21 protein-coding genes and 1 riboswitch are annotated in these 19,506 nt (G+C 36.4%); of the genes, 14 read left to right on the forward strand and 7 right to left on the reverse strand.

Translation table 11 applies throughout. The annotated features are described in order from the left end of the window. Positions 1-83: 83 nt before the first annotated feature. The 5 genes from HUW50_RS27110 to HUW50_RS13685 all read right to left on the reverse strand — a co-directional run bounded on the left by HUW50_RS27110 (position 84) and on the right by HUW50_RS13685 (position 3,657). The gene (locus HUW50_RS27110) at positions 84-242 is read right to left on the reverse strand and encodes a hypothetical protein (protein WP_232329067.1); all 159 of its coding nucleotides are present in this window, start codon (positions 240-242) and stop codon (positions 84-86) included. Positions 243-710: 468 nt separating this feature from the next. After that, entirely contained in the window at positions 711-1,604 is an 894-nt protein-coding gene (locus tag HUW50_RS13670; protein WP_185654014.1) for a ClpXP adapter SpxH family protein, read from the reverse strand. Then, positions 1,591-2,016: a globin domain-containing protein gene (locus HUW50_RS13675; protein ID WP_066336314.1), complete on the reverse strand. Its 426-nt coding sequence runs from the start codon at positions 2,014-2,016 to the stop codon at positions 1,591-1,593. Before HUW50_RS13675 ends, HUW50_RS13670 begins: the two co-directional genes overlap by 14 nt. A 405-nt stretch (positions 2,017-2,421) precedes the next feature. Beyond that, the gene (locus HUW50_RS13680; protein ID WP_066337308.1) at positions 2,422-3,060 is read right to left on the reverse strand and encodes a lytic transglycosylase domain-containing protein; all 639 of its coding nucleotides are present in this window, start codon (positions 3,058-3,060) and stop codon (positions 2,422-2,424) included. 12 nt (positions 3,061-3,072) lie between these two features. Further along, a complete protein-coding gene (locus HUW50_RS13685; protein WP_066336312.1) occupies positions 3,073-3,657 on the reverse strand; it encodes a CYTH domain-containing protein in 585 nt (194 codons plus the stop codon). 195 nt (positions 3,658-3,852) lie between these two features. Here HUW50_RS13685 and HUW50_RS13690 point away from each other — a divergent pair, with 195 nt between their 5' ends. The 4 genes from HUW50_RS13690 to HUW50_RS13705 all read left to right on the forward strand — a co-directional run bounded on the left by HUW50_RS13690 (position 3,853) and on the right by HUW50_RS13705 (position 6,755). Further along, complete coding sequence (locus HUW50_RS13690; protein WP_066336310.1) at positions 3,853-4,230, forward strand: UPF0738 family protein; 378 nt, start codon at positions 3,853-3,855, stop codon at positions 4,228-4,230. Positions 4,231-4,338: 108 nt separating this feature from the next. Beyond that, entirely contained in the window at positions 4,339-4,974 is a 636-nt protein-coding gene (locus HUW50_RS13695) for a GTP diphosphokinase (protein WP_185654015.1), read from the forward strand. A 66-nt stretch (positions 4,975-5,040) separates the two neighbouring features. Then, positions 5,041-5,844: an NAD kinase gene (locus tag HUW50_RS13700; RefSeq protein WP_066336301.1), complete on the forward strand. Its 804-nt coding sequence runs from the start codon at positions 5,041-5,043 to the stop codon at positions 5,842-5,844. Between the two features lie 20 nt (positions 5,845-5,864). After that, the gene (locus HUW50_RS13705; RefSeq protein WP_066336299.1) at positions 5,865-6,755 is read left to right on the forward strand and encodes an RluA family pseudouridine synthase; all 891 of its coding nucleotides are present in this window, start codon (positions 5,865-5,867) and stop codon (positions 6,753-6,755) included. 87 nt (positions 6,756-6,842) lie between these two features. Here HUW50_RS13705 and prpE read toward each other — a convergent pair whose 3' ends face one another. After that, positions 6,843-7,580: a bis(5'-nucleosyl)-tetraphosphatase PrpE gene (prpE, locus tag HUW50_RS13710; protein ID WP_185654063.1), complete on the reverse strand. Its 738-nt coding sequence runs from the start codon at positions 7,578-7,580 to the stop codon at positions 6,843-6,845. A 262-nt stretch (positions 7,581-7,842) separates the two neighbouring features. Beyond that, positions 7,843-9,012 carry an FtsW/RodA/SpoVE family cell cycle protein gene (locus tag HUW50_RS13715; RefSeq protein ID WP_066336294.1) on the reverse strand — a complete coding sequence of 390 codons (1,170 nt, stop codon included), beginning with the start codon at positions 9,010-9,012 and terminating at the stop codon, positions 7,843-7,845. Positions 9,013-9,383: 371 nt separating this feature from the next. Between HUW50_RS13715 and mgtE the strand changes: the two genes are divergently transcribed. The 10 genes from mgtE (at position 9,384) to fabI (ending at position 19,472) form a co-directional block, all read left to right on the forward strand. Next, on the forward strand, positions 9,384-10,751 hold the full coding sequence (gene mgtE / locus HUW50_RS13720; RefSeq protein WP_066336291.1) for a magnesium transporter: 1,368 nt from the start codon (positions 9,384-9,386) through the stop codon (positions 10,749-10,751). 99 nt (positions 10,752-10,850) lie between these two features. Further along, complete coding sequence (locus HUW50_RS13725) at positions 10,851-12,698, forward strand: monovalent cation:proton antiporter family protein (RefSeq protein ID WP_185654064.1); 1,848 nt, start codon at positions 10,851-10,853, stop codon at positions 12,696-12,698. Positions 12,699-12,780: 82 nt separating this feature from the next. Then, a riboswitch (TPP riboswitch) is annotated at positions 12,781-12,891 on the forward strand. Positions 12,892-12,983: 92 nt separating this feature from the next. Further along, positions 12,984-13,604, forward strand: a complete 621-nt coding sequence (gene tenI / locus HUW50_RS13730) for a thiazole tautomerase TenI (protein ID WP_066336288.1) — start codon at positions 12,984-12,986, stop codon at positions 13,602-13,604. Next, entirely contained in the window at positions 13,588-14,706 is a 1,119-nt protein-coding gene (gene thiO / locus HUW50_RS13735; protein ID WP_185654016.1) for a glycine oxidase ThiO, read from the forward strand. The genes tenI and thiO overlap by 17 nt, the downstream gene beginning before the upstream one ends. Positions 14,707-14,711: 5 nt before the next feature. After that, positions 14,712-14,915 carry a sulfur carrier protein ThiS gene (thiS, locus tag HUW50_RS13740; protein WP_066336283.1) on the forward strand — a complete coding sequence of 68 codons (204 nt, stop codon included), beginning with the start codon at positions 14,712-14,714 and terminating at the stop codon, positions 14,913-14,915. Positions 14,916-14,919: 4 nt separating this feature from the next. Then, positions 14,920-15,687 (forward strand): thiazole synthase, encoded by a 768-nt coding sequence (locus tag HUW50_RS13745; protein WP_185652893.1) that lies wholly within the window; start codon positions 14,920-14,922, stop codon positions 15,685-15,687. Beyond that, a complete protein-coding gene (locus HUW50_RS13750; RefSeq protein WP_185652894.1) occupies positions 15,687-16,703 on the forward strand; it encodes a thiazole biosynthesis adenylyltransferase ThiF in 1,017 nt (338 codons plus the stop codon). Before HUW50_RS13745 ends, HUW50_RS13750 begins: the two co-directional genes overlap by 1 nt. Before the next feature lie 20 nt (positions 16,704-16,723). After that, positions 16,724-17,533: a bifunctional hydroxymethylpyrimidine kinase/phosphomethylpyrimidine kinase gene (gene thiD, locus HUW50_RS13755; protein ID WP_066336275.1), complete on the forward strand. Its 810-nt coding sequence runs from the start codon at positions 16,724-16,726 to the stop codon at positions 17,531-17,533. A gap of 296 nt (positions 17,534-17,829) precedes the next feature. Further along, on the forward strand, positions 17,830-18,483 hold the full coding sequence (gene thiE / locus HUW50_RS13760; RefSeq protein ID WP_185652895.1) for a thiamine phosphate synthase: 654 nt from the start codon (positions 17,830-17,832) through the stop codon (positions 18,481-18,483). A 215-nt stretch (positions 18,484-18,698) separates the two neighbouring features. Next, positions 18,699-19,472 (forward strand): enoyl-ACP reductase FabI, encoded by a 774-nt coding sequence (gene fabI / locus HUW50_RS13765; protein WP_185652896.1) that lies wholly within the window; start codon positions 18,699-18,701, stop codon positions 19,470-19,472. Positions 19,473-19,506: the final 34 nt, after the last annotated feature.

Consider the following 19,506-nt stretch of genomic DNA (forward strand, 5'->3'; position numbering starts at 1 on the left):
GAGAGGAAATCAACCACACCGTTCTCCTAGGTAATAGCAACAAAGTTTGGCGAGTCATCCTTATTTAAAGATATCCATTGACTCTAAAACCCTTTAAACGTTTTCCGATGATTTATGAGATAAAGTGTGATGAAAAGAGTGATAAATAATAGGGGTGATGTAATATAAATTGGGAAAATATCCATAAAGCTTAATAAATTAAGAAAAAACAATACTAAGGTAGCGGTACTTCCGATAATAATCCATTTCAATTTCGAGACACCCTCCTAAAGTATTCTATATTAATTGTATATGATGAAGGATGTCCTTTTATCCCACTTTAACGGGCAGTAAATAAAGAAAAAACTGCTCGTAAAAGTCCGATAAGTCTCTCTATTACTCTCAAGAGTGCGGGAATTGAGCGGAATCTATTGTGACATTTTTGTGAAAAGCCTATCACCTACTTGTCAATTGTCGACAAGATTTGATATAGTAGAGATGTGAAGTTAATCACAAACAAACATTTACCCCTTTGTTTGACCGTGAAAAATTTCTCCCATCCCCTTTGTTGTCGTTAAGACATAAAAAAGAAGACCCTTTACATTGTATAGGGTCTTTTTTATTGTCGAAAATAATTTATATCGTATTCTTGATAGTCTAGTGTTATTTACATAAATTGGTGAACTAAAACAAAAGAAAATGACCACTTTCCGAGTCATTTCCTGTTCTGTCTATTTATGATCACCAATATATCTCCAAAACGTACCGTGCTTAGCTTGGATTCTTTCAACAGTTTGAGATAGGACGAGTTTTTTTAACTCTTTTTCTACTTCTGTCATTGTCATATTATAAACTGTAGCAATCTCGGCAGAAGCTACAAATTGATAATGCTTTAAAAAGATCTCTAATGGAGGTGTATGGGACGGTTTAATAGCATCTCCGATCATTTCCTGTAATACTTGTACATACATATCATATGAATAAATGCCTGTTATTTTTAAGCCCTCTTCTTCAACATTTTCACTAAAAAATGCAAGTGTTGGGATTTCCTGCACGTCCATCTCTGAAGTGATTTTTAAATCACATTGTAATGCTTTGGCAGCACTTTGTGAATGTAAATCTTTTTGGAACTCTGCAACATCTAATCCGACTTTTTCTGCAATTTTCATTAACATTTCTTCATCTGAAACATTTTGATTCTCGATAAATAGCTGCTCTTGTAATTTTCTTAAAAAACGAAGACCTGCTTTTTTTCCTTGAAGTTCAGCTGATTTTATTGCTAGTGAAGCAGTGTAAGGGGTTGATAAAGGATTTTCCATCCAAATCTTACCGTCACAAGACATACCTGTTCGACTAGCGGTCTTTTCCCAGGCTTGAGCTAATCTATCAGGTCTTTTTCTCTTAGTGATATTTAAGGTTGCAAGACGGCCACTAATAATATGTTTTAGTGTAAAAAGACGTCCGTACTCAATTTGTAGTTTTTTAATCATGGGCTCAAGTGCCCAGCATTCAGGGCTAAGTGGATCAACAAACATATAGATTTCTAAAGGTTTATCTGGGTGCCCACTACAATGCGAGAAAAAGAGGGAGATGTCCTTTTTCTCATGACTGTTATTCATTGTCATTAACCTCTTTCTGAACATTGCCAATTTCAGCGTTCTCTGCAGTATTTACCATATGATGTGCAGTCAGCTGAAGTCGATGGAGAAGAAAATCCCTAAGTTCACCCTCAAGCTCAACTTCCTTCATAGCTTCCTTCATACAGCTGATCCAAGCATTTGCCCTAGTAGGCGTAATCTCAAATGGAAGATGACGTGCTCTTAGCATAGGATGTCCGTGTTCTTCCGTATAAATTTGTGGCCCGCCTAGGTATTGTGTGAGAAATTGCTTTTGTTTACGAGCTGTTTCAGTTAAGTCATCAGGGAAGATTGGAGACAGTAATGGGTGTTTTTGTACCTTTCCATAAAAGGAATCAACAAGATGCGAAAGAGTTTCTTCTCCAATCGCCTCATATGGTGTTATGTTTTGTTCAGTCATGTTGATTACTCCTTTAACGTTTGCTTAATGTTGATTAAAGAACCAGATTCATCCTTAAAGCATAAAATTATTTTTTGAAACAAAATCTAACAATGTATTTATTTTAACAAGCGATAATAGATATCTCAAACAAACCGCTCTATCGAATTTGATAATTTAGTCCTATTATATGTTTAAGACAGCTATGTATGAAGGAAAAGGGCATTGAATTCTGCTAAAAGTTACCTTAAGTCTCATGAAAAAGGGTCAGGCTCCCGATCACAATATATAGCTTTGATTAATTGATATGCTCTAAATTGTGATGGTGGTACATAGACTACTTTTTCCATAACCTGCGGTAGTAGGGCTACAGGAAAGGGATAAAAAAATCCCGACACTAATTGAGTCTCACTTTAAGAGTGAGACTCAAACATTATAGGTAGATGTAATTTTACGTACATAATTTTGTGTTTCTTTAAACGGAGGGATTCCGCTGTATTTATCAACGTTACCTGGACCAGCATTGTAGGCTGCAAGCGCTAATGACACATCACCGTTATAACGTGTAAGCATTTGTTTTAAATAATTTGTTCCACCCTCAATGTTTTGAGCAGGGTCATAAGGATCTTGTACACCTAATGATCGAGCTGTAGCTGGCATTAATTGCATAAGCCCCACAGCACCAACATGGCTTTTTGCAGAAGGGTTAAATCCAGATTCTTGTTTGATCACTGCTCGAATAAGCTTTTCATCAACTCCATATTTCGCTGCAGCTTTCGTAATCATCTCGTCCATGCTTCCAGATATTTTGACTGAATGTGTTGTTACATCTTTAATAGCAGATAATCCGACTAATTGAGAAGAATTACCCAACATATTAGATAAGGTATTCAAAGAAGTTGCTGAATGTTTTACTGGTGTCTCAACAGATGAAGAATTTAAAAATGATTGCAATAATTCTTGGAAATCTGTTTCAAACACCGAAGCTTGATTACCAGTTGTTTTGTCATTAAAGTTGCGCAATGCTTGTAGCTCTAATAACGTTTTATAGTAATTCAATTTTATATCCAAGCTACCTTACCCCATCTCTTTATATTTTTGCTCATAAAAACGGCGAATTTTATTTTTTGTATGGCGAATTGGAATCTCGAGCTCATTTAAAATTTCTTGAAAAATCACTTTCCCTTTTGCTTCATCCTGTACTTCATATTCAATTTCAAAATCCTCTACAGTTAAATATCGGCTATGATCAAGGACGAGTAAACCATTTCGATGATTTTTTTCCGCTCGCATCGTTGTAAGGGTTCCAAAATAAGTTATCGATTTGTCATCAATACCTAATTTTCGAAGCTGATCAACAATTTGTCCAGCCAAAAGTTGACCTGTTTTAATCATTTCAGTAGCAGCTTCCTTTGTGATTGTTTGGTGTGTTTCTAACAAACCAATTTTTGCTGGTTCCTTTAATGTCATAACATAATGTTCTTGCTTTTTTCTAATTCTAAGGGCTGCTCCAAGCTCTTTTAGAGAGAACTGAGGAGTATCAAAGTAGTGGTTTTCTTGCTTGATAAATTCATGTTCCTCTATATGAAAAGCAGTTTTTATTTTTCGGAATTCTATTTCGGTAAGTAAATTTTTGAATTCTATCTCTATTTCCTGTGACATATCAAGTGAATCCTCTCATAGATGAATTTTATAGTTTCGTGAATTTGTATCTCGTATCAGCTCAGAGAAGACTGATCTTTTGCACATTTACATTTCTTTTATTATCTCCTGAATCTAATCATCTCGCAATGTTATCATGTGAGTTTTTAATATGGTAAAATAATCATGGAACGTGTAATGGAAGGAGATTTTTTTATGAATAAAAGAGTTGAACTAACGAAAGCAATGATAGACAATAATAGCCTAATTCTGCATCCTGAATCCAATTCAATCGAAATGCAAGGATTACAGGCAAAAGGACAGATGCTTGTTGATTCTGATCAATTGGCATTTATCTATATTTTAGAAACTGCTGATGAGTTTGTCTATGCTGGATTACCACATACAATTTGGACAGAATTAAGAGAAGCAAAAGATAAAGGCCTTAAGGTAATCTTACAAATAAAAGAACAAAATTTAGAATTAGTCGAGTTATTTGATGAACTTGATTATCTGTTAGAAAATATCAAGGGAAATGCAAACTATGGTGAAGAGATGGAGAAAAAGGTTGTTGAGTTATTTTCTTTAACATAATCCATAGACAATGAGTAACTACAAAGATTTTATACTTTGTATTCTTGTCTAGCACCAGTGTCTGCATTTTTTAGGCTTTATTGTGTGGTGGCTTAAGGGGGATTTTACATGCAAAGCGAACAATGGAAATTATTTTTAGCTCCTTACAACCAAGCTGTTGAGGAATTAAAGGTAAAATTAAGAGGAATTAGATCACAATATGAACTAGAGCATTCAAATTCTCCAATTGAGTTTGTAACTGGTCGTGTTAAACCAATTGCGAGTATACTTGATAAGTCCAAACGTAAAGGTATTCCAATTGAAAATTTGGAAGATGATATGCAGGATATAGCAGGAATTCGAATGATGTGTCAGTTTGTTGATGATATAAAAGTAGTGGTAAATATGCTAAAAAATAGAAATGATTTAGAGATTGTTGAAGAACGAGATTATATTACGAGTAAAAAGGATAGTGGTTATCGTTCCTATCATGTAGTAGCAAGATACCCTGTTCAAACAGTAGCAGGAGAAAAGAAACTGCTCGTAGAAATCCAAATTCGAACATTATCAATGAACTTTTGGGCAACTATTGAACATTCAATTAATTATAAATATAGTGGGAATATTCCTGAAGACATAAAGGTTCGTTTAAAACGAGCAGCAGAAGCGGCATATTCTTTAGATGAAGAAATGTCCCAAATTAGAGGAGAGGTCCAAGAGGCTCAAGCTATCTTCTCAAGAAAAACCGAAAATGATCGTACATAATGGTCGGCGTTATTTGAAAGTCTTGTTTGAAGGAAAAGAATCTAAAATATAAAGGGGTAGAATTGAATGAAGTTTGCCATTTCATCAAAGGGAGATCCTGTTTCAAACTCTATAATGCAAAAAATGAAAACCTATTTATTGGATTTTCAATTAGAATATGATGAAGATCGTCCAGACATTGTTATCTCTGTTGGTGGGGATGGTACCCTTTTATATGCGTTTCATCGTTATCGTAGCAGATTGGATAAGACTGCTTTTATTGGTGTACATACAGGTCATCTTGGATTTTATGCCGATTGGGTACCTGATGAAATTGAAAAACTCGTTATCGCCATTGCGAAGACACCATACCAGGTTGTGGAATATCCAATATTAGAGGTTATTATTCGTCATAATGATGGTGGTCGTGAAGCGAGATATTTAGCGCTAAACGAATGTACAGTGAAAAGTATTGAAGGTACTCTTGTGATGGATGTTGAAATCAAGGGACAAACCTTTGAAACGTTCCGTGGTGATGGGCTATGTATGTCTACACCTTCTGGTAGTACTGCCTATAATAAAGCATTAGGTGGTGCGATTCTTCATCCTTCATTACGAGCAATTCAGCTGGCCGAAATGGCATCCATCAATAATCGAGTGTTCCGTACAATCGGATCACCGCTTATCTTACCTGAACATCACACTTGTATGTTGAAGCCAGTGAACGATGTTGATTTTCAAATTACGATTGATCATTTAACTCTTTTACATAAGGATGTTAAATCGATTCAATGTCGAGTGGCAAATGAAAATGTAAGATTTGCTCGCTTTAAACCTTTCCCGTTTTGGAAAAGGGTACGCGATTCCTTTGTAGGGGATATAGGAAGATAAAAGTAGGAAGGTTTCATAACATGACATTTCAACTAAATTGGAAGATTTTAAGTGAAGATGTTGGCAAAACTGTTTTGGATTTTGTGAAAGAAAAGAAAATCTCAAAGCGTGCTTTAACGGATATTAAATTTAACGGAGGAGATTTATTAGTTAATTCTCATCATGTGACGGTACGTTACAATCTTAAAGAGAACGATATCCTCACTGTTATTTTTCCTAAGGAAGAAAGAGGGGCAGGTCTTATTGCTGATGATGTCCCATTTAAAATTGTTTATGAAGACGATCATTGCTTAGTAATTGATAAACCTGCCTTTGTACCATCCATTCCATCCCGCGACCATGTAAAGGGAACATTAGCAAATGGATTAATAAATTATTATCAACAGCAGCAAATTCCTTCAACGATTCATATAGTGAATCGCTTAGATAAAGATACCTCCGGATTAATGCTTGTAGCAAAGCACCGTTTTGCTCACTCATTATTTTCAGATCAGCAAAAGAAAAAGGAAATTCATCGTACATATGAAGCGATTGTTCATGGAGTGATCGAACAGCAAGCGGGAACAATTACAAGCCCAATTGGCCGTAAGAAAGACAGCATTATAGAGAGGGAAATTCGTGAGGATGGCCAGGAAGCGGTAACTCATTTTCAAGTTCTTCAGACTCTTAAAAACAAAACACATATCAAGCTAGTGCTTGAAACTGGAAGAACACATCAAATTCGTGTACATCTTTCGTCAATGGGTCATCCGCTCTGTGGTGATACTTTATACGGCGGGGATGTTATAGAAATTAACCGGCAAGCACTCCACAGTGCCCAATTATCATTTTGGCACCCTTTGTTAGAAAAGGAAGTACAGTTTGCATCTGAATTGCCTGAGGATATGGAAAGATTGGCTAGAACCCACTAATTGAGTTAGTGGGTTCATTTGTGTTTTAGAGAAGACTATAGCTTAAAGGAAAGCAAAAATGAAGAGAGGCATTAACTAAAGAATGATCTACCCTCTATCTCGGAATCTTGATTCATCATATGGAAGCGTGGAGTCGACTGAAATTAGTTGATCCTCTGGATAACGATAAGCGGTAAGCTTGTTGCCAAATACAGCACCAGTGTCAATGTTAATCGTGCGTTTTAATCGCTTCGGTTCTTTTATTGGAGTATGACCATAAATGATTAGAGCTTTTCCATCATAATGCTGAGCCCAATCTCGACGTTCAGGCGTCCCATCTGGATTCTTTTTACCAGTAATATCACCATATAAGACAAAGGTCTTTACAGCATTACTTTCCTTTCCAATATAGTCCTCTCGAATTCCTGCATGTGCAACAATTAAGTTTCCCTTGTCAAGAACTTGATATAATGGTGATGATTCATAAAGCCAAATAAACTGCTTTTTAACCTCATTTTGTTGGCTATGGGAAAGTGCCTCATATTCATCAACAGTTGTTTCAAGACCATGTGTAATTTGAACTTTATTACCAAGAAAAAACCTATATAGCTTATTGCAGTGGTTTCCAGGTGAATAAAAGGCATGTTTCTCTTTGACTAAGCGATAAATTACATCAACTACTCTTAAAGAAGCTGGACCACGATCAGTTAAATCTCCAACAAATGAAAGCTTACGACCATCCGGATGTACAGGAATTCCTGAAGCCCAATTATACCCAAGCTTTTTCGTTAAAGCTTCAAATTCATTAAAACAACCATGGATATCTCCAACAACATCAATTTGCACTTTATCACCTCTGATATTTTTTTGAACTTTTTTTGGGGACATTTTTTTGGGGACAGTCCCCTAATGAAGTCCCAAATGTATAAGAACCAGTTTACAATGATTAAATTTCAAGACTTACAAAGGTTTCAACAATTGAAGGGACTGTCCCCAATGGTCGTTATTTTTGATGGATGATATGTAAGGTGTCCAAATGGGGACTGTCCCCATCTCAAATGTCCCCATCTCAAAAAAAATAGTACCCACTAATTAGGGTACCATCTTTTCAATCAAACATGTATTTTCGTGTGCGGGATCTTACGTTTAGGACAATGCCGATTGCGACCATGTAGGTTGCGAGTGAGCTTCCTCCGTAGCTTACGAATGGTAATGGGAGGCCTGTGATTGGTAGAAGGCCAATTGTCATTCCGACGTTTTGGAATACTTGGAATGTGATCATACCGATGATCCCTGTACATAGATAGCTACCAAATGGATCGTTGCTTTCTAATGAAATATGAATCATTCTGTAAATTAATAAGAAGAAGAGTGAAACGACAATACTTCCTCCGATAAAACCAAATTGTTCAGAAATGATAGCAAAAATAAAGTCTGTATGGGCTTCAGGTAAATAGACCTCAAGGTTTGCATAACCTTTTCCTCTAAGCTCCCCAGAACCGATTGCAAGTAAGGATTTTACGAGCTGGAAGCCTTGTTCACCAGAATATTCGTAAGGGTTTAACCAGCCGTAAAATCTGTCGAGTTGATATTCTTTTAAAATATACTTGTGGAAAAAGTCAGGAAACTTAAAAAAGATAATCAAGACTGTTCCGATTGCAAGGAGTGCAGAAGTAACTGCTGTTAAAATGATTCTCCATTTAATTCCAGATACTAAAACAAGTGATGCAATTATTGCACAGAATACCATTGTCATACCCATATCTGGTTGTCTAACTAGCAGAAGAACAGGTGGTGCTGCAGTAGCTGCAAGCTTTCCTATTAAAAGAAAATCATCTGTTAGGGTATTATTAGGGTATTTTTCTCTGTGATCAGCAATAATCTTACTCAGTACGATGATCATAAAAATCTTCATTAATTCTGAAGGTTGAAAGTTTCCTAAAGGCCCAAGCTTATACCAGCTTGTAGCACCTTTAATTGTTTGAACAATTCCTGAAGGCAAAACCTCTAAACCGAGTAGTAGCAGCATTCCAAATCCGTATAAATACCATGAAAGCTGTTTAAAGCGATCGTAATCTATAAGCATTGTTACGAAAACAGCTACTGTACCTATCACATACCATTGAAGTTGTTTCATTGAAAAATTAATACCTTGAAGTACTGAAGGGAGTGTTTCTTCTGCACTGTTAATAGCGAATGTACTAATAATCGCTAATAAAAACATAATAAAAATTAACGTATAATCTATTTGCTGTTGAGGGAATTTTTCAGTTGTCATAGTTGATCCCTTTCTAATCTTTAAACTTGAAAATTTCTACATTGTCATTGTATCATTAACCATCTTAATCGATTGTGAACGATTTGCAAAGAACCCTTTGTCACAGAATATGAAAATGTAAATTTTTTATGAATGTTTCGTTGTTCATTGTAATGCGCCACTTATTTCATATAGAATATTATAGTATTTATTAGATGTAGCGCAATATGTAGAATGGATGAAGAATGTGTCGAATAAATGGTATATCTCTATTTTACACTACTTTTTCATTTTATTTATCCCATATTATATGGAAGTAATTATGACTCAAGCCTCAGGTAATTTATGAAATAGTCTAAGCGGGAGAGACTAAATGGAGAGGAGGACCTATAGTGTCAGATGAAAGAGAAAAAGTAGAATTGGAAGAAGAATCATTACTAGCTGCGTTATCAAGTCAGAATATGGATGAATTCCGTGAGATTTTTTTAGAGCAGCATCCATATGATCAAGCAAAGCTTTTTGTGAAGTTAGAAGAGGAAGACCGTAATACTGTTTATAAATATCTGTCTCCAGAGGAAATGGCGGCTGTTTTTGAAAATATTGAAGATGATGATGACCAGTATGAAATGTTTTTGTCTGAGATGGATCCTACATTTGCAGCACATATGCTTGGACAAATGTATGCTGATGATGCTGTAGATGTATTAAATGAGCTAGACAAGGATCAAGTTGCAAGCTATTTAACGATTATGGATGATGAAGCTGCTGAAGAAATCCGCGAGCTTCTCCATTATGAGGAATATACTGCAGGAAGTATTATGACGACGGAGTATATTTCCATTCATGCAAATCAGACATTACACTCTGCCATGCAGATCTTGAAAAATGAGGCACCTAATGCAGAGACCATTTATTACATTTATGTCATTGATGAGGATAAAAAACTAGCAGGGGTCATTTCTCTTAGGGATTTAATCATTAATGAACCAGATACAATGATATCTGAGGTAATGAATGAACGTGTTTATACCGTTAGTGTTGCAGAAGACCAAGAAGAGGTAGCCCGAAAAATGAAGGATTATAACTTCTTAGCACTTCCTGTTATAGACTTTAGAGGTCACTTACTTGGAATCATTACAGTAGATGATATTGTTGACGTAATCGATGAAGAAGCCAGTGATGATTACTCAAAGCTAGCAGCTATCTCAGATGTTGATTCAAATGATCGTGGTCCATTTTCAGCAGCAAAAAAAAGACTTCCTTGGCTAATTATCCTTCTGTTTTTAGGAATGTTTACTGCTAGTCTTATTGGCAGATTTGAAGAGACTTTAGATAAGGTAGCCATTTTAGCTGTTTTTATTCCATTAATAGCAGGGATGGCAGGAAATACTGGTACACAAGCTCTAGCTGTTGCAGTAAGAAGAATAGCAGTTGGAGATGCCCAGGAGCAAAGTACATTTAAAATGGTTTTAAGAGAAGCTGGAACAGGTCTGATAACAGGAACGATATGTGGAATTGTTGTTACACTCGTCGTTTTTGTTTGGCAAGGGGATATCTTTTTAGGAATTTTAGTGGGGATTTCAATTTTAGCTACTTTAACAGTTGCGACGATTGCAGGGGCCTTTATCCCGCTCATCATGCACAGATTAAAGGTAGATCCAGCGGTGGCGTCAGGTCCTTTTATTACAACAATTAATGATATCATTAGTATTTTAATTTACTTTGGCATGGCTACTTTGTTTATGCAATATTTAATTTAGTGGTTATAGAAGAGTTAACATTTTACATGAAGCTTTTACTTTGTTTTAATAAAGAAACACTTTTGGTGAACGATATCAAATAGATAAGGGAGGGATATGATGCATGGTGCATCCGTAACTTCATTAGTAATAGTTATCCTTGCGGCATTTCTAACACCTATTTTGTTACACCGCTTAAAAATGAACTTTATGCCAGTTGTTGTTGCTGAAATCATTGTCGGATTAATAATTGGTAAAAGTGGCTTCAATGCCGTATCAGAGGATATGTGGCTTGAAACACTGTCAATGCTTGGTTTTATTTTCTTAATGTTTTTAAGTGGTCTTGAAATTGACTTTTCAGCATTCGCTGGAGGTAAGAAGAAGGAAAAGCTTCCTTCAGGAAAAAATGCTCCAAATACATTTTTAGTATCGAGTGTCATTTTTGCAGGGATTTTTGTTTTATCATTACTGCTTTCCTATTTCTTTGTCTTGATCGGCCTAATGGATAATGCCTTCTTAATGACGCTGATTATTTCGACGATTTCACTAGGAGTTGTTGTACCGACCTTAAAGGACGCCCAAATTATGAAATCAAATATCGGGCAAATTATCCTTCTAATCGCTGTTATTGCCGATTTAGTAACGATGGTTTTACTCGCTGTCTTTGCGTCAGTTTATGGTGGAGGAGACAGTAACACGTGGTTATTGTTAATTCTGTTTGGAGCGGGTGTTTTACTATATTTCTTAGGGAAATCCTTCAAGAATCGTTCATTTATTGAAACGATGTCAAAAGGAACAATTCAAATTGGCACGAGAGCTGTATTCACACTTATTATTGTGTTAGTAGCTATCTCTGAAACAATTGGTGCTGAAAATATCCTAGGAGCTTTCTTAGCCGGTGTATTAGTTTCACTTTTATCACCTAATAAGGAAATGGTTCAAAAGCTTGATTCCTTTGGTTATGGATTTTTAATTCCAATATTTTTTGTAATGGTTGGAGTAGACTTAGACATCTGGGCATTATTTAAGGATCCGAAGATCTTTTTATTAATTCCTTTACTTATTATTGCCCTGCTAATTTCGAAGATTGTTCCAGTGCTTTACTTAAAACGTTGGTATGATATGAAAACAACTCTTGCATCAGGTTTTCTATTAACCTCAACACTTTCATTAGTGATCGCTGCAGCAACAATTGGGGAAAGGATGGAGATTATTACTTCTGAGATGTCAGGTGCTCTCATATTAGTTGCCGTTATCACGAGTATAGTCACACCGATATTCTTTAAAAAGCTCTTTCCAGTGCACAAAAATGAAAATCCAAAAATTAAAGTTGCTTTTATCGGTGCGAATCAAATGTCATTACCTGTAACAAGAGAGCTAAACCCAGATTTATATGAAACAACGATTTATCATATTCAGCAAGATAAACTTGATAAACAAATTTCTGAATCATTATTTGAAATAAAAGAATTAAAAGATTTTCAGGTTGAGACGTTAAAGGAACAAAATGCGTTTGAGGTTGATCTGATAGTCGTTGCAACAGGTGATGAAGAAAGAAATGCTGAAATCGCTATGTTTGCAAAAGATGAACAAGTGAATCGTATCATTGCCAGTGTGGCTTCACCTGAATTAGATGGAAAAATGAAGGAACATGGTATTGATGTTTTCTCTACATTTCTATCTACAAAAACAATGTTACGAGCGCTTATTGAAGCACCAAGTGTAATGCGGATTATTACAAACCAAGAAACAATGCTTTATCAAATAAACTTAAACAATGCAAAATATGATAATATCTTGTTACGTAACTTCCCGTTCACAGGAGATATCATTTTCGTTCGAATCTTTAGAGGAAAGGATTCGATTGTTCCTCACGGGGATACTGATTTAAAGCTTGGTGATCGTCTAATTGTTACAGGCTCAAGAGAGTATGTGAAGGAATTAAAACGAGAGCTTGAGCTTATCTGATTTTCAAATGTATTATCTGAATGTTTAAGAAGTTTTCCTTGAAAGTTAAAAAACATTTGGTATGATAGATGTAAGTCAATAATAAGACCGCTAGGGGATCCCCAATAAAGGGGCTGAGATGAAAGTGTTTCTTTTTAAACCCTTATAACCTGATCTGGTTTGTACCAGCGTAGGGAAGTGGATTACGGCATAAAACAACTATGTATGTAAACCACTTTCTTACCCGGAAAGTGGTTTTTTTATATTTTAAGGAATTGCATAAGAAAATGAATTAAGGTGAAAAAGTTGGAGATTCATGTCATATCTGACGGGAAACAGACAGTTTGTGAATTAACAAAACGAATAGTAATGATTCACGATGAAGTAGATTATATCCATATACGTGAAAAAACGAAATCAGTATCGGAAATACTGGAGATTGTCTCGATCTTACTAAATAACGGAGTACCAAAGAGTAAGCTAGTTATTAATGATCGACTTGATGTAGCACTTTTGCACGAAATTCCTAATGTTCACTTACCAGGACATAGCTTTCCTATCGAAAAGGTAAGACGAATGAACCCTGATTTAAGGATCGGTCGATCTGTGCATTCTCTGCAAGAAGCAATTGAATGTGAAAAAGCAGGTGCGGATTATCTATTATTTGGGCATGTTTTTCCAACAAATTCAAAACCAAACCTAGCTCCTCGAGGGGTACAACAAGTAGCTGGAATATGTCAAAGTGTAAGAATTCCTGTTATTGCAATCGGTGGAATTATTCCTAATAACATACCAAAGCTATCAGGGATGAATTTAAGTGGCATAGCGGTTATGTCCTATGTAATAGCAAGTGACAATCCAAAGAATGCATTACAAGAATTAAGATTGAGTTTAGTAGAGGTGAGAAACCGTGAAAACACAGTTTGAGGTAGGAATCATTGGTGGTGGTATCATTGGTCAATCGATCGCCTATCAATTAGCAAAAGAAGGCGTATCTGTCCTTATTTTAGAAAGTAATAAGATAGGGAATGGTGCGACAAGTGCTGCAGCTGGTATGCTTGGTGCAAATTCTGAGTTAGAAAATAATGATGCATTTTTTCAATTTGCTAAAGAGAGTCAACAACACTACCATGTATTACGTGATGAACTTTCACAAATATCACAGATTAATATTCAGTTTGTAGATAAAGGGATGTATAAGCTAGCGATGACAGATGCTGAGGCTTCTGCTTTAAAAGATGTTGTGAAGTATCATGAATCAGTGGAATGGCACTCAAAAGAGGTAGTACTAGAGAGTGAACCAACTCTATCAGCAACAATTAAAGGTGCACTTTACATACCAGAGGACGGGCATGTGTCACCATACCATGTTTGTGCAGCATTTTCCAAGTCTGCTAGATTACTAGGAGCAACGATTTTAGAGAATACACCAGTACATGAAATAAAGAAAACAGTAACGAATGAGTACACTCTATCTACTCCGGTAACTGATTTTGTATGTAAAAACATTGTCATCGCAAATGGAGTTTGGAGTGGACATTTCTTTAAGAAATTAGGTTTAGATGCTGGAATAAATCCTGTAAAAGGGGAATGTCTGTCTATTAAAAGCAATGATATAGGCTTGGAAAAAACAATTTTTTATGATCATTGCTATATTGTACCAAAAGGTGATGGGAGATTTGTCATTGGTGCGACGATGGTTGAGGATGATTGGAGTACAGTGCCAACAATTGGTGGAATCCAATCTCTCATAGAAAAAGTAACACCGATTATACCTAGCATTTCTTCAGCACAACTTATTGATACATGGGCAGGCTTAAGGCCACAACCAATTGATGGAAAACCTTACATTGGTCAACATCCTGAAGGTGAAAATATTTATTTTGCAACTGGCCATTATCGAAATGGTATCCTATTAGCACCGAAAACAGGGTTGATGATTAGAGATCTTATTTTAAATAGGAAACAAAATGAAGACTATGTGAAGGCATTTTCAGTTAATAGACTTCAAGTGCAAACAATGAGGTGAAAAAGATGAGCATTAAATTGAATGGTGAAATCGTAGAATTAAGTGGTGACATTCAGACGATTCAACAGCTATTAGCTTTTTATAAGCTAGAGGATCGACTTGTCATTGTCGAGCATAATCGAGAAATTATTTTAAAAGACCAATATGAATCAACTGATATACAGAACGGTGATGAAGTTGAACTTGTTCATTTTGTAGGAGGAGGATGATAACATGTTAAAAATTGCTGATAAAACATTCCAATCAAGATTATTATTAGGTACAGGTAAATATCCATCATTTGAGGTTCAAAAGGAAGCTGTAGCACAATCTGAGTCTGAAATCTTAACCTTTGCTGTTCGTCGAATGAATATTTTTGAAGAATCACAACCAAACTTTTTAGAACAGCTTGATGTTTCAAAGTATACTTTACTACCTAATACTGCTGGGGCTAAAACAGCTGAAGAAGCAGTAAGAATTGCTAGACTTGCAAAAGCATCAGGCTTATGTGACATGATAAAAGTAGAGGTAATTGGCTGCTGGCGTTCATTACTTCCTGATCCAGTAGAAACATTAAAAGCAAGTGAAATGTTATTAGATGAAGGGTTTATCGTATTACCTTACACATCAGATGATGTTGTGTTGGCAAGAAAATTAGAGGAATTAGGTGTACACGCGATTATGCCTGGTGCTTCACCAATTGGATCTGGTCAAGGAATACTCAATCCGTTGAATCTTCAATTTATTATTGAACAATCAAAGGTCCCTGTTATCGTGGATGCTGGTATTGGTTCACCTTCTGATGCATCATTAGCTATGGAGCTTGGTGCAGATGGAGTTTTATTAAATACAGCTGTTTCTGCTGCACAGGACCCAATAAAAATGGCGGTTGCGATGAAGCTTGCAATTGAAGCCGGCAGACTTGGCTTTGAAGCTGGTAGAATTCCTAAAAAGGAGTATGCAACAGCTAGTAGTCCAACAGAAGGAATGATGACAACTTAATGGAACGCTACTCAAGACAACAATTATTTGCTCCAATTGGAGAAAGTGGTCAAGAAAAGATCAAGAATAAGCATGTGCTAATTGTTGGTGCAGGTGCGCTAGGCACGGCTAATGCTGAGATGATTGCACGAGCTGGGATCGGAAAATTAACGATTATTGACCGTGATTATGTGGAGTGGAGCAATTTACAAAGACAACAGCTATACGTTGAAAAAGATGCAAGCAATCGTATTCCGAAGGCGATTGCTACTAAAAACCATCTACATGAAATCAATTCAGAGGTTGAAGTTCAAGCATTTGTTGAAGATGTAACCTCCGCTAACATTGAAGGGTGGTTGGATGAAGTCGATGTCATCGTTGATTCAACTGATAATTTCGAAACAAGGCTATTGATCAATGATGTTTCATTAAAACATGACATCCCGTGGATTTACGGTGGATGTGTTGGGAGCTATGGTCTATCCTTTACCGTGATCCCGAAGAAAACACCGTGTCTTCATTGTTTATTAAAGCATATCCCATTTGATGGGATGACTTGTGATACTGTTGGTGTCATCTCACCTATTGTTAGCATGGTTACGTCACATCAAACTGCAGAGGTGTTAAAGCTACTTGTCGGAGATGAAGAAAATCTTCGCAGTAAGCTAGTATCATTTGACCTTTGGAAAAATCAATATTCTTCGATTAATATGGATCGTTTAAAAAATGATGCATGTCCTACTTGTGGGACAAATCCAGTATACCCATATTTAACAGCTGAGAAAGAAACGAAAGCTGCGGTTTTATGTGGAAGAGATACTGTTCAGATTAGGCCAACAAATGGAAAGCAGATCTCATTTGAGAATATTTCTGAACGTATTAAACCAATAGCAGATGCATTTTTAGAAAATCCATTTTTAATGTCGTTTACATTTGGAGAGCATCGAGTTGTCCTTTTTAAGGATGGACGCGCACTTATCCATGGGACAAAGGATATTGCCGAGGCCAAAACGATCTATCATCGCTACATCGGTTAAGTTGCAAGGAGGAAATTAAGATGACTGTATCTCGTGCATTGACAATTGCAGGCTCTGATTCTGGTGGAGGAGCAGGGATTCAAGCTGATTTAAAAACATTTCAAGAGCTAGGTGTTTTTGGAATGACTGCTATTACTGCTGTTACTGCTCAAAATACACTAGGTGTTCAAGGTGTATACCCGCTGACTTTAGAGGCATTAAAAACGCAAATTGATTCGGTGGCAGAGGACTTATCACCACATGCTATAAAAACAGGAATGCTTTTTAACGCTGACATGATTCGTCTAGTATCACAGCAAATCGTTCATTACGGCTGGGAAAATATAATTGTCGATCCAGTAATGGTAGCAAAAGGTGGACAATCGCTTTTACAAGAAGAAGCGGTCGAGGCATTAATTACAAGTTTATTACCTTTAGCAAAAGTGATTACTCCTAATATTCCTGAAGCTGAGGTGTTAACAGGAATGGAGATTCGCACGCTGGATCACAGAAAAGATGCGGCTAAAAGATTAGTTGATCTTGGCGCAAAGAATGTCATGGTAAAAGGTGGTCATGATTCAACAAATGATGTGGTTACTGATCTCCTATATGATGGTCATACATTTCACCTTTTTGAGGGAGAACGAAAAGAGACGAAGCACACACATGGAACAGGATGTACATTTGCTGCTGCAATCACTGCTGAAATCAGCAAGGGAAACAACGTACTTGACGCGATCCAAACAGCAAAGGCCTTTATTCAATCCGCAATAGAGGATCAATTAGGATTTGGTAGTGGTCATGGTCCAACGAATCATTGGGCTTTTAATAAAAGGAACGTTTATAGGTAATGAAAAAGACTGGCTTTTGCGTTTTCTACACAAATTGGACTTGTTTTTGTCAGTTTGTGTAAAGTTTATGCGTACTAGAGCCAGTTTTTCTTATTTAAAGGCTATGTAAAAAGCTGATTGTTGCTTTTTGCATAATGTGGATGAGTGAGACTTCTGCATTGAAATGCCAGTCAAAAGGGAGACCCTACAATCGCAAGACGCAGCGGACGCTCCCAGACCGCTCGCAGAAAGCGAACGCCTCTCGCTGCAACAACAGTCAAATTTAAAAGAGCCTATTTAAAAAGGAGTTAATCGATATGAACATTGTGGAGGCATTAAAGGTATACTTTGTTATGGGTTCAACAAATTGCCGTGATCTTGATCCTGAGAAAACGTTATATGAGGCATTAGAGGGCGGGGTCACGCTTTTTCAGTTTAGAGAAAAGGGTGTAGGATGTTTAGTTGGCCAGGAGTGTATTTATTTAGGAAACAGCTTAAGAAAGCTCTGTAAAGAGTATAAAGTTCCTTTTATAGTGAATGATGATATTGAGCTTGCGATAGAGCTAGGGGCAGACGGGGTTCATATTGGGCAAGATGACCGTGATCCATTACTTACGAGAAAGCAAATTGGACAAGATAAGTGGTTAGGAATATCTACACATTCAGTTGAAGAGGCTAAACTAGCTGTGAAGGATGGGGCTAACTATATCGGGGTAGGTCCAATGTATTCAACAAAAACGAAAACTGATGCACATGCTGTCGTAGGACCTGAACTTATCACACAAATTAGAACATCAGGAATTAGGGATTTACCGATTGTAGGAATTGGTGGGATTACATTAGATAATGCAACGAATGTTTACAAGGCTGGTGCAAATGGAATTGCTATTATAAGTGGTATTAGTCAAGCAGAATCACCAAAGCAAGCAGCTGCTGCTTTTCGTAAAATAGGTGAGTTTGCAAGATTTTAGTGGGAAGTTGCAAAATTCCATCAAATAGTTGCAAGATTATCCTTTAGATTTGCAAAATTCCACTTAAAAGTTTCAAAATTCTACTTCAAAGTTGCAAAATCATCGTCTCATTTAATAATAGGTGCCATTACTTTTCATTCCTAGCACTTCGAGTAATTTAATGCTATAATTATAACCAGGTACTAATAACATGTATTAATATTAGGAGGATGTACATGAGCTTATCACTTAATGGACGCAATATTGTGGTTATGGGAGTAGCGAACAAACGTAGCATCGCATGGGGGATTGCACGTTCTTTACATAATGCTGGTGCTAGACTAATCTTTACATATGCAGGGGAACGTTTAGAGAAATCTGTACGTGACTTAGCTGAATCGTTAGAGCGTAATGATTCAATTGTTTTACCTTGTGATGTAACAAATGATGAAGAAGTAAAAACATGCTTTACTGCAATTAAAGAAGAAGTAGGTGTGATCCATGGTGTTGCACACTGTATCGCATTTGCCCACAAAGAAGAATTGCAAGGCGAATATTTAAATACTACTCGCGATGGTTTCTTACTAGCGCAAAATATTAGTTCTTATTCTTTAACAGCTGTTGCAAAAGAAGCAAGAGGTCTTATGACTGAAGGCGGAAGCATAGTTACATTAACATACCTTGGTGGAGAGCGTGTTCTACCTAACTACAACGTAATGGGTGTAGCAAAAGCCTCATTAGAAGCAAGTGTAAGATATTTAGCTAGTGACCTTGGTAAAGATGGAATTCGCGTTAACTCGATTTCTGCTGGTCCAATTCGCACACTTTCAGCAAAAGGAATTAGTGATTTCAATTCAATCCTAAAAGAAATTGAAGAACGTTCACCATTACGTAGAACAACAACGCCAGAAGAAGTTGGCGATACAGCTTTATTCTTATTTAGTGATTTATCAAGAGGTATGACAGGCGAAAATTTACATGTTGATTCAGGCTATCATATTTTAGGATAAATGAATCTAATTTAACGTTAAAACAAAAACCTAA

The organism is Metabacillus sp. KUDC1714 (assembly GCF_014217835.1).
Classification (GTDB): Bacteria; Bacillota; Bacilli; order Bacillales; family Bacillaceae; genus Metabacillus; species Metabacillus rhizosphaerae.

What these genes read in the sequence shown, in the direction of transcription:
- HUW50_RS13670 (WP_185654014.1), bottom strand. Translation starts at nt 1,604, where the DNA reads ATGACAATGAATAACAGTCATGAGAAAAAGGACATCTCCCTCTTTTTC.
- HUW50_RS13675 (WP_066336314.1), bottom strand. Translation starts at nt 2,016, where the DNA reads ATGACTGAACAAAACATAACACCATATGAGGCGATTGGAGAAGAAACT.
- HUW50_RS13685 (WP_066336312.1), bottom strand. Translation starts at nt 3,657, where the DNA reads ATGTCACAGGAAATAGAGATAGAATTCAAAAATTTACTTACCGAAATA.
- HUW50_RS13690 (WP_066336310.1), top strand. Translation starts at nt 3,853, where the DNA reads ATGAATAAAAGAGTTGAACTAACGAAAGCAATGATAGACAATAATAGC.
- HUW50_RS13695 (WP_185654015.1), top strand. Translation starts at nt 4,339, where the DNA reads ATGCAAAGCGAACAATGGAAATTATTTTTAGCTCCTTACAACCAAGCT.
- HUW50_RS13700 (WP_066336301.1), top strand. Translation starts at nt 5,041, where the DNA reads ATGAAGTTTGCCATTTCATCAAAGGGAGATCCTGTTTCAAACTCTATA.
- HUW50_RS13705 (WP_066336299.1), top strand. Translation starts at nt 5,865, where the DNA reads ATGACATTTCAACTAAATTGGAAGATTTTAAGTGAAGATGTTGGCAAA.
- HUW50_RS13715 (WP_066336294.1), bottom strand. Translation starts at nt 9,012, where the DNA reads ATGACAACTGAAAAATTCCCTCAACAGCAAATAGATTATACGTTAATT.
- HUW50_RS13725 (WP_185654064.1), top strand. Translation starts at nt 10,851, where the DNA reads ATGCATGGTGCATCCGTAACTTCATTAGTAATAGTTATCCTTGCGGCA.
- thiS (WP_066336283.1), top strand. Translation starts at nt 14,712, where the DNA reads ATGAGCATTAAATTGAATGGTGAAATCGTAGAATTAAGTGGTGACATT.
- HUW50_RS13745 (WP_185652893.1), top strand. Translation starts at nt 14,920, where the DNA reads ATGTTAAAAATTGCTGATAAAACATTCCAATCAAGATTATTATTAGGT.
- HUW50_RS13750 (WP_185652894.1), top strand. Translation starts at nt 15,687, where the DNA reads ATGGAACGCTACTCAAGACAACAATTATTTGCTCCAATTGGAGAAAGT.
- thiD (WP_066336275.1), top strand. Translation starts at nt 16,724, where the DNA reads ATGACTGTATCTCGTGCATTGACAATTGCAGGCTCTGATTCTGGTGGA.
- thiE (WP_185652895.1), top strand. Translation starts at nt 17,830, where the DNA reads ATGAACATTGTGGAGGCATTAAAGGTATACTTTGTTATGGGTTCAACA.
- fabI (WP_185652896.1), top strand. Translation starts at nt 18,699, where the DNA reads ATGAGCTTATCACTTAATGGACGCAATATTGTGGTTATGGGAGTAGCG.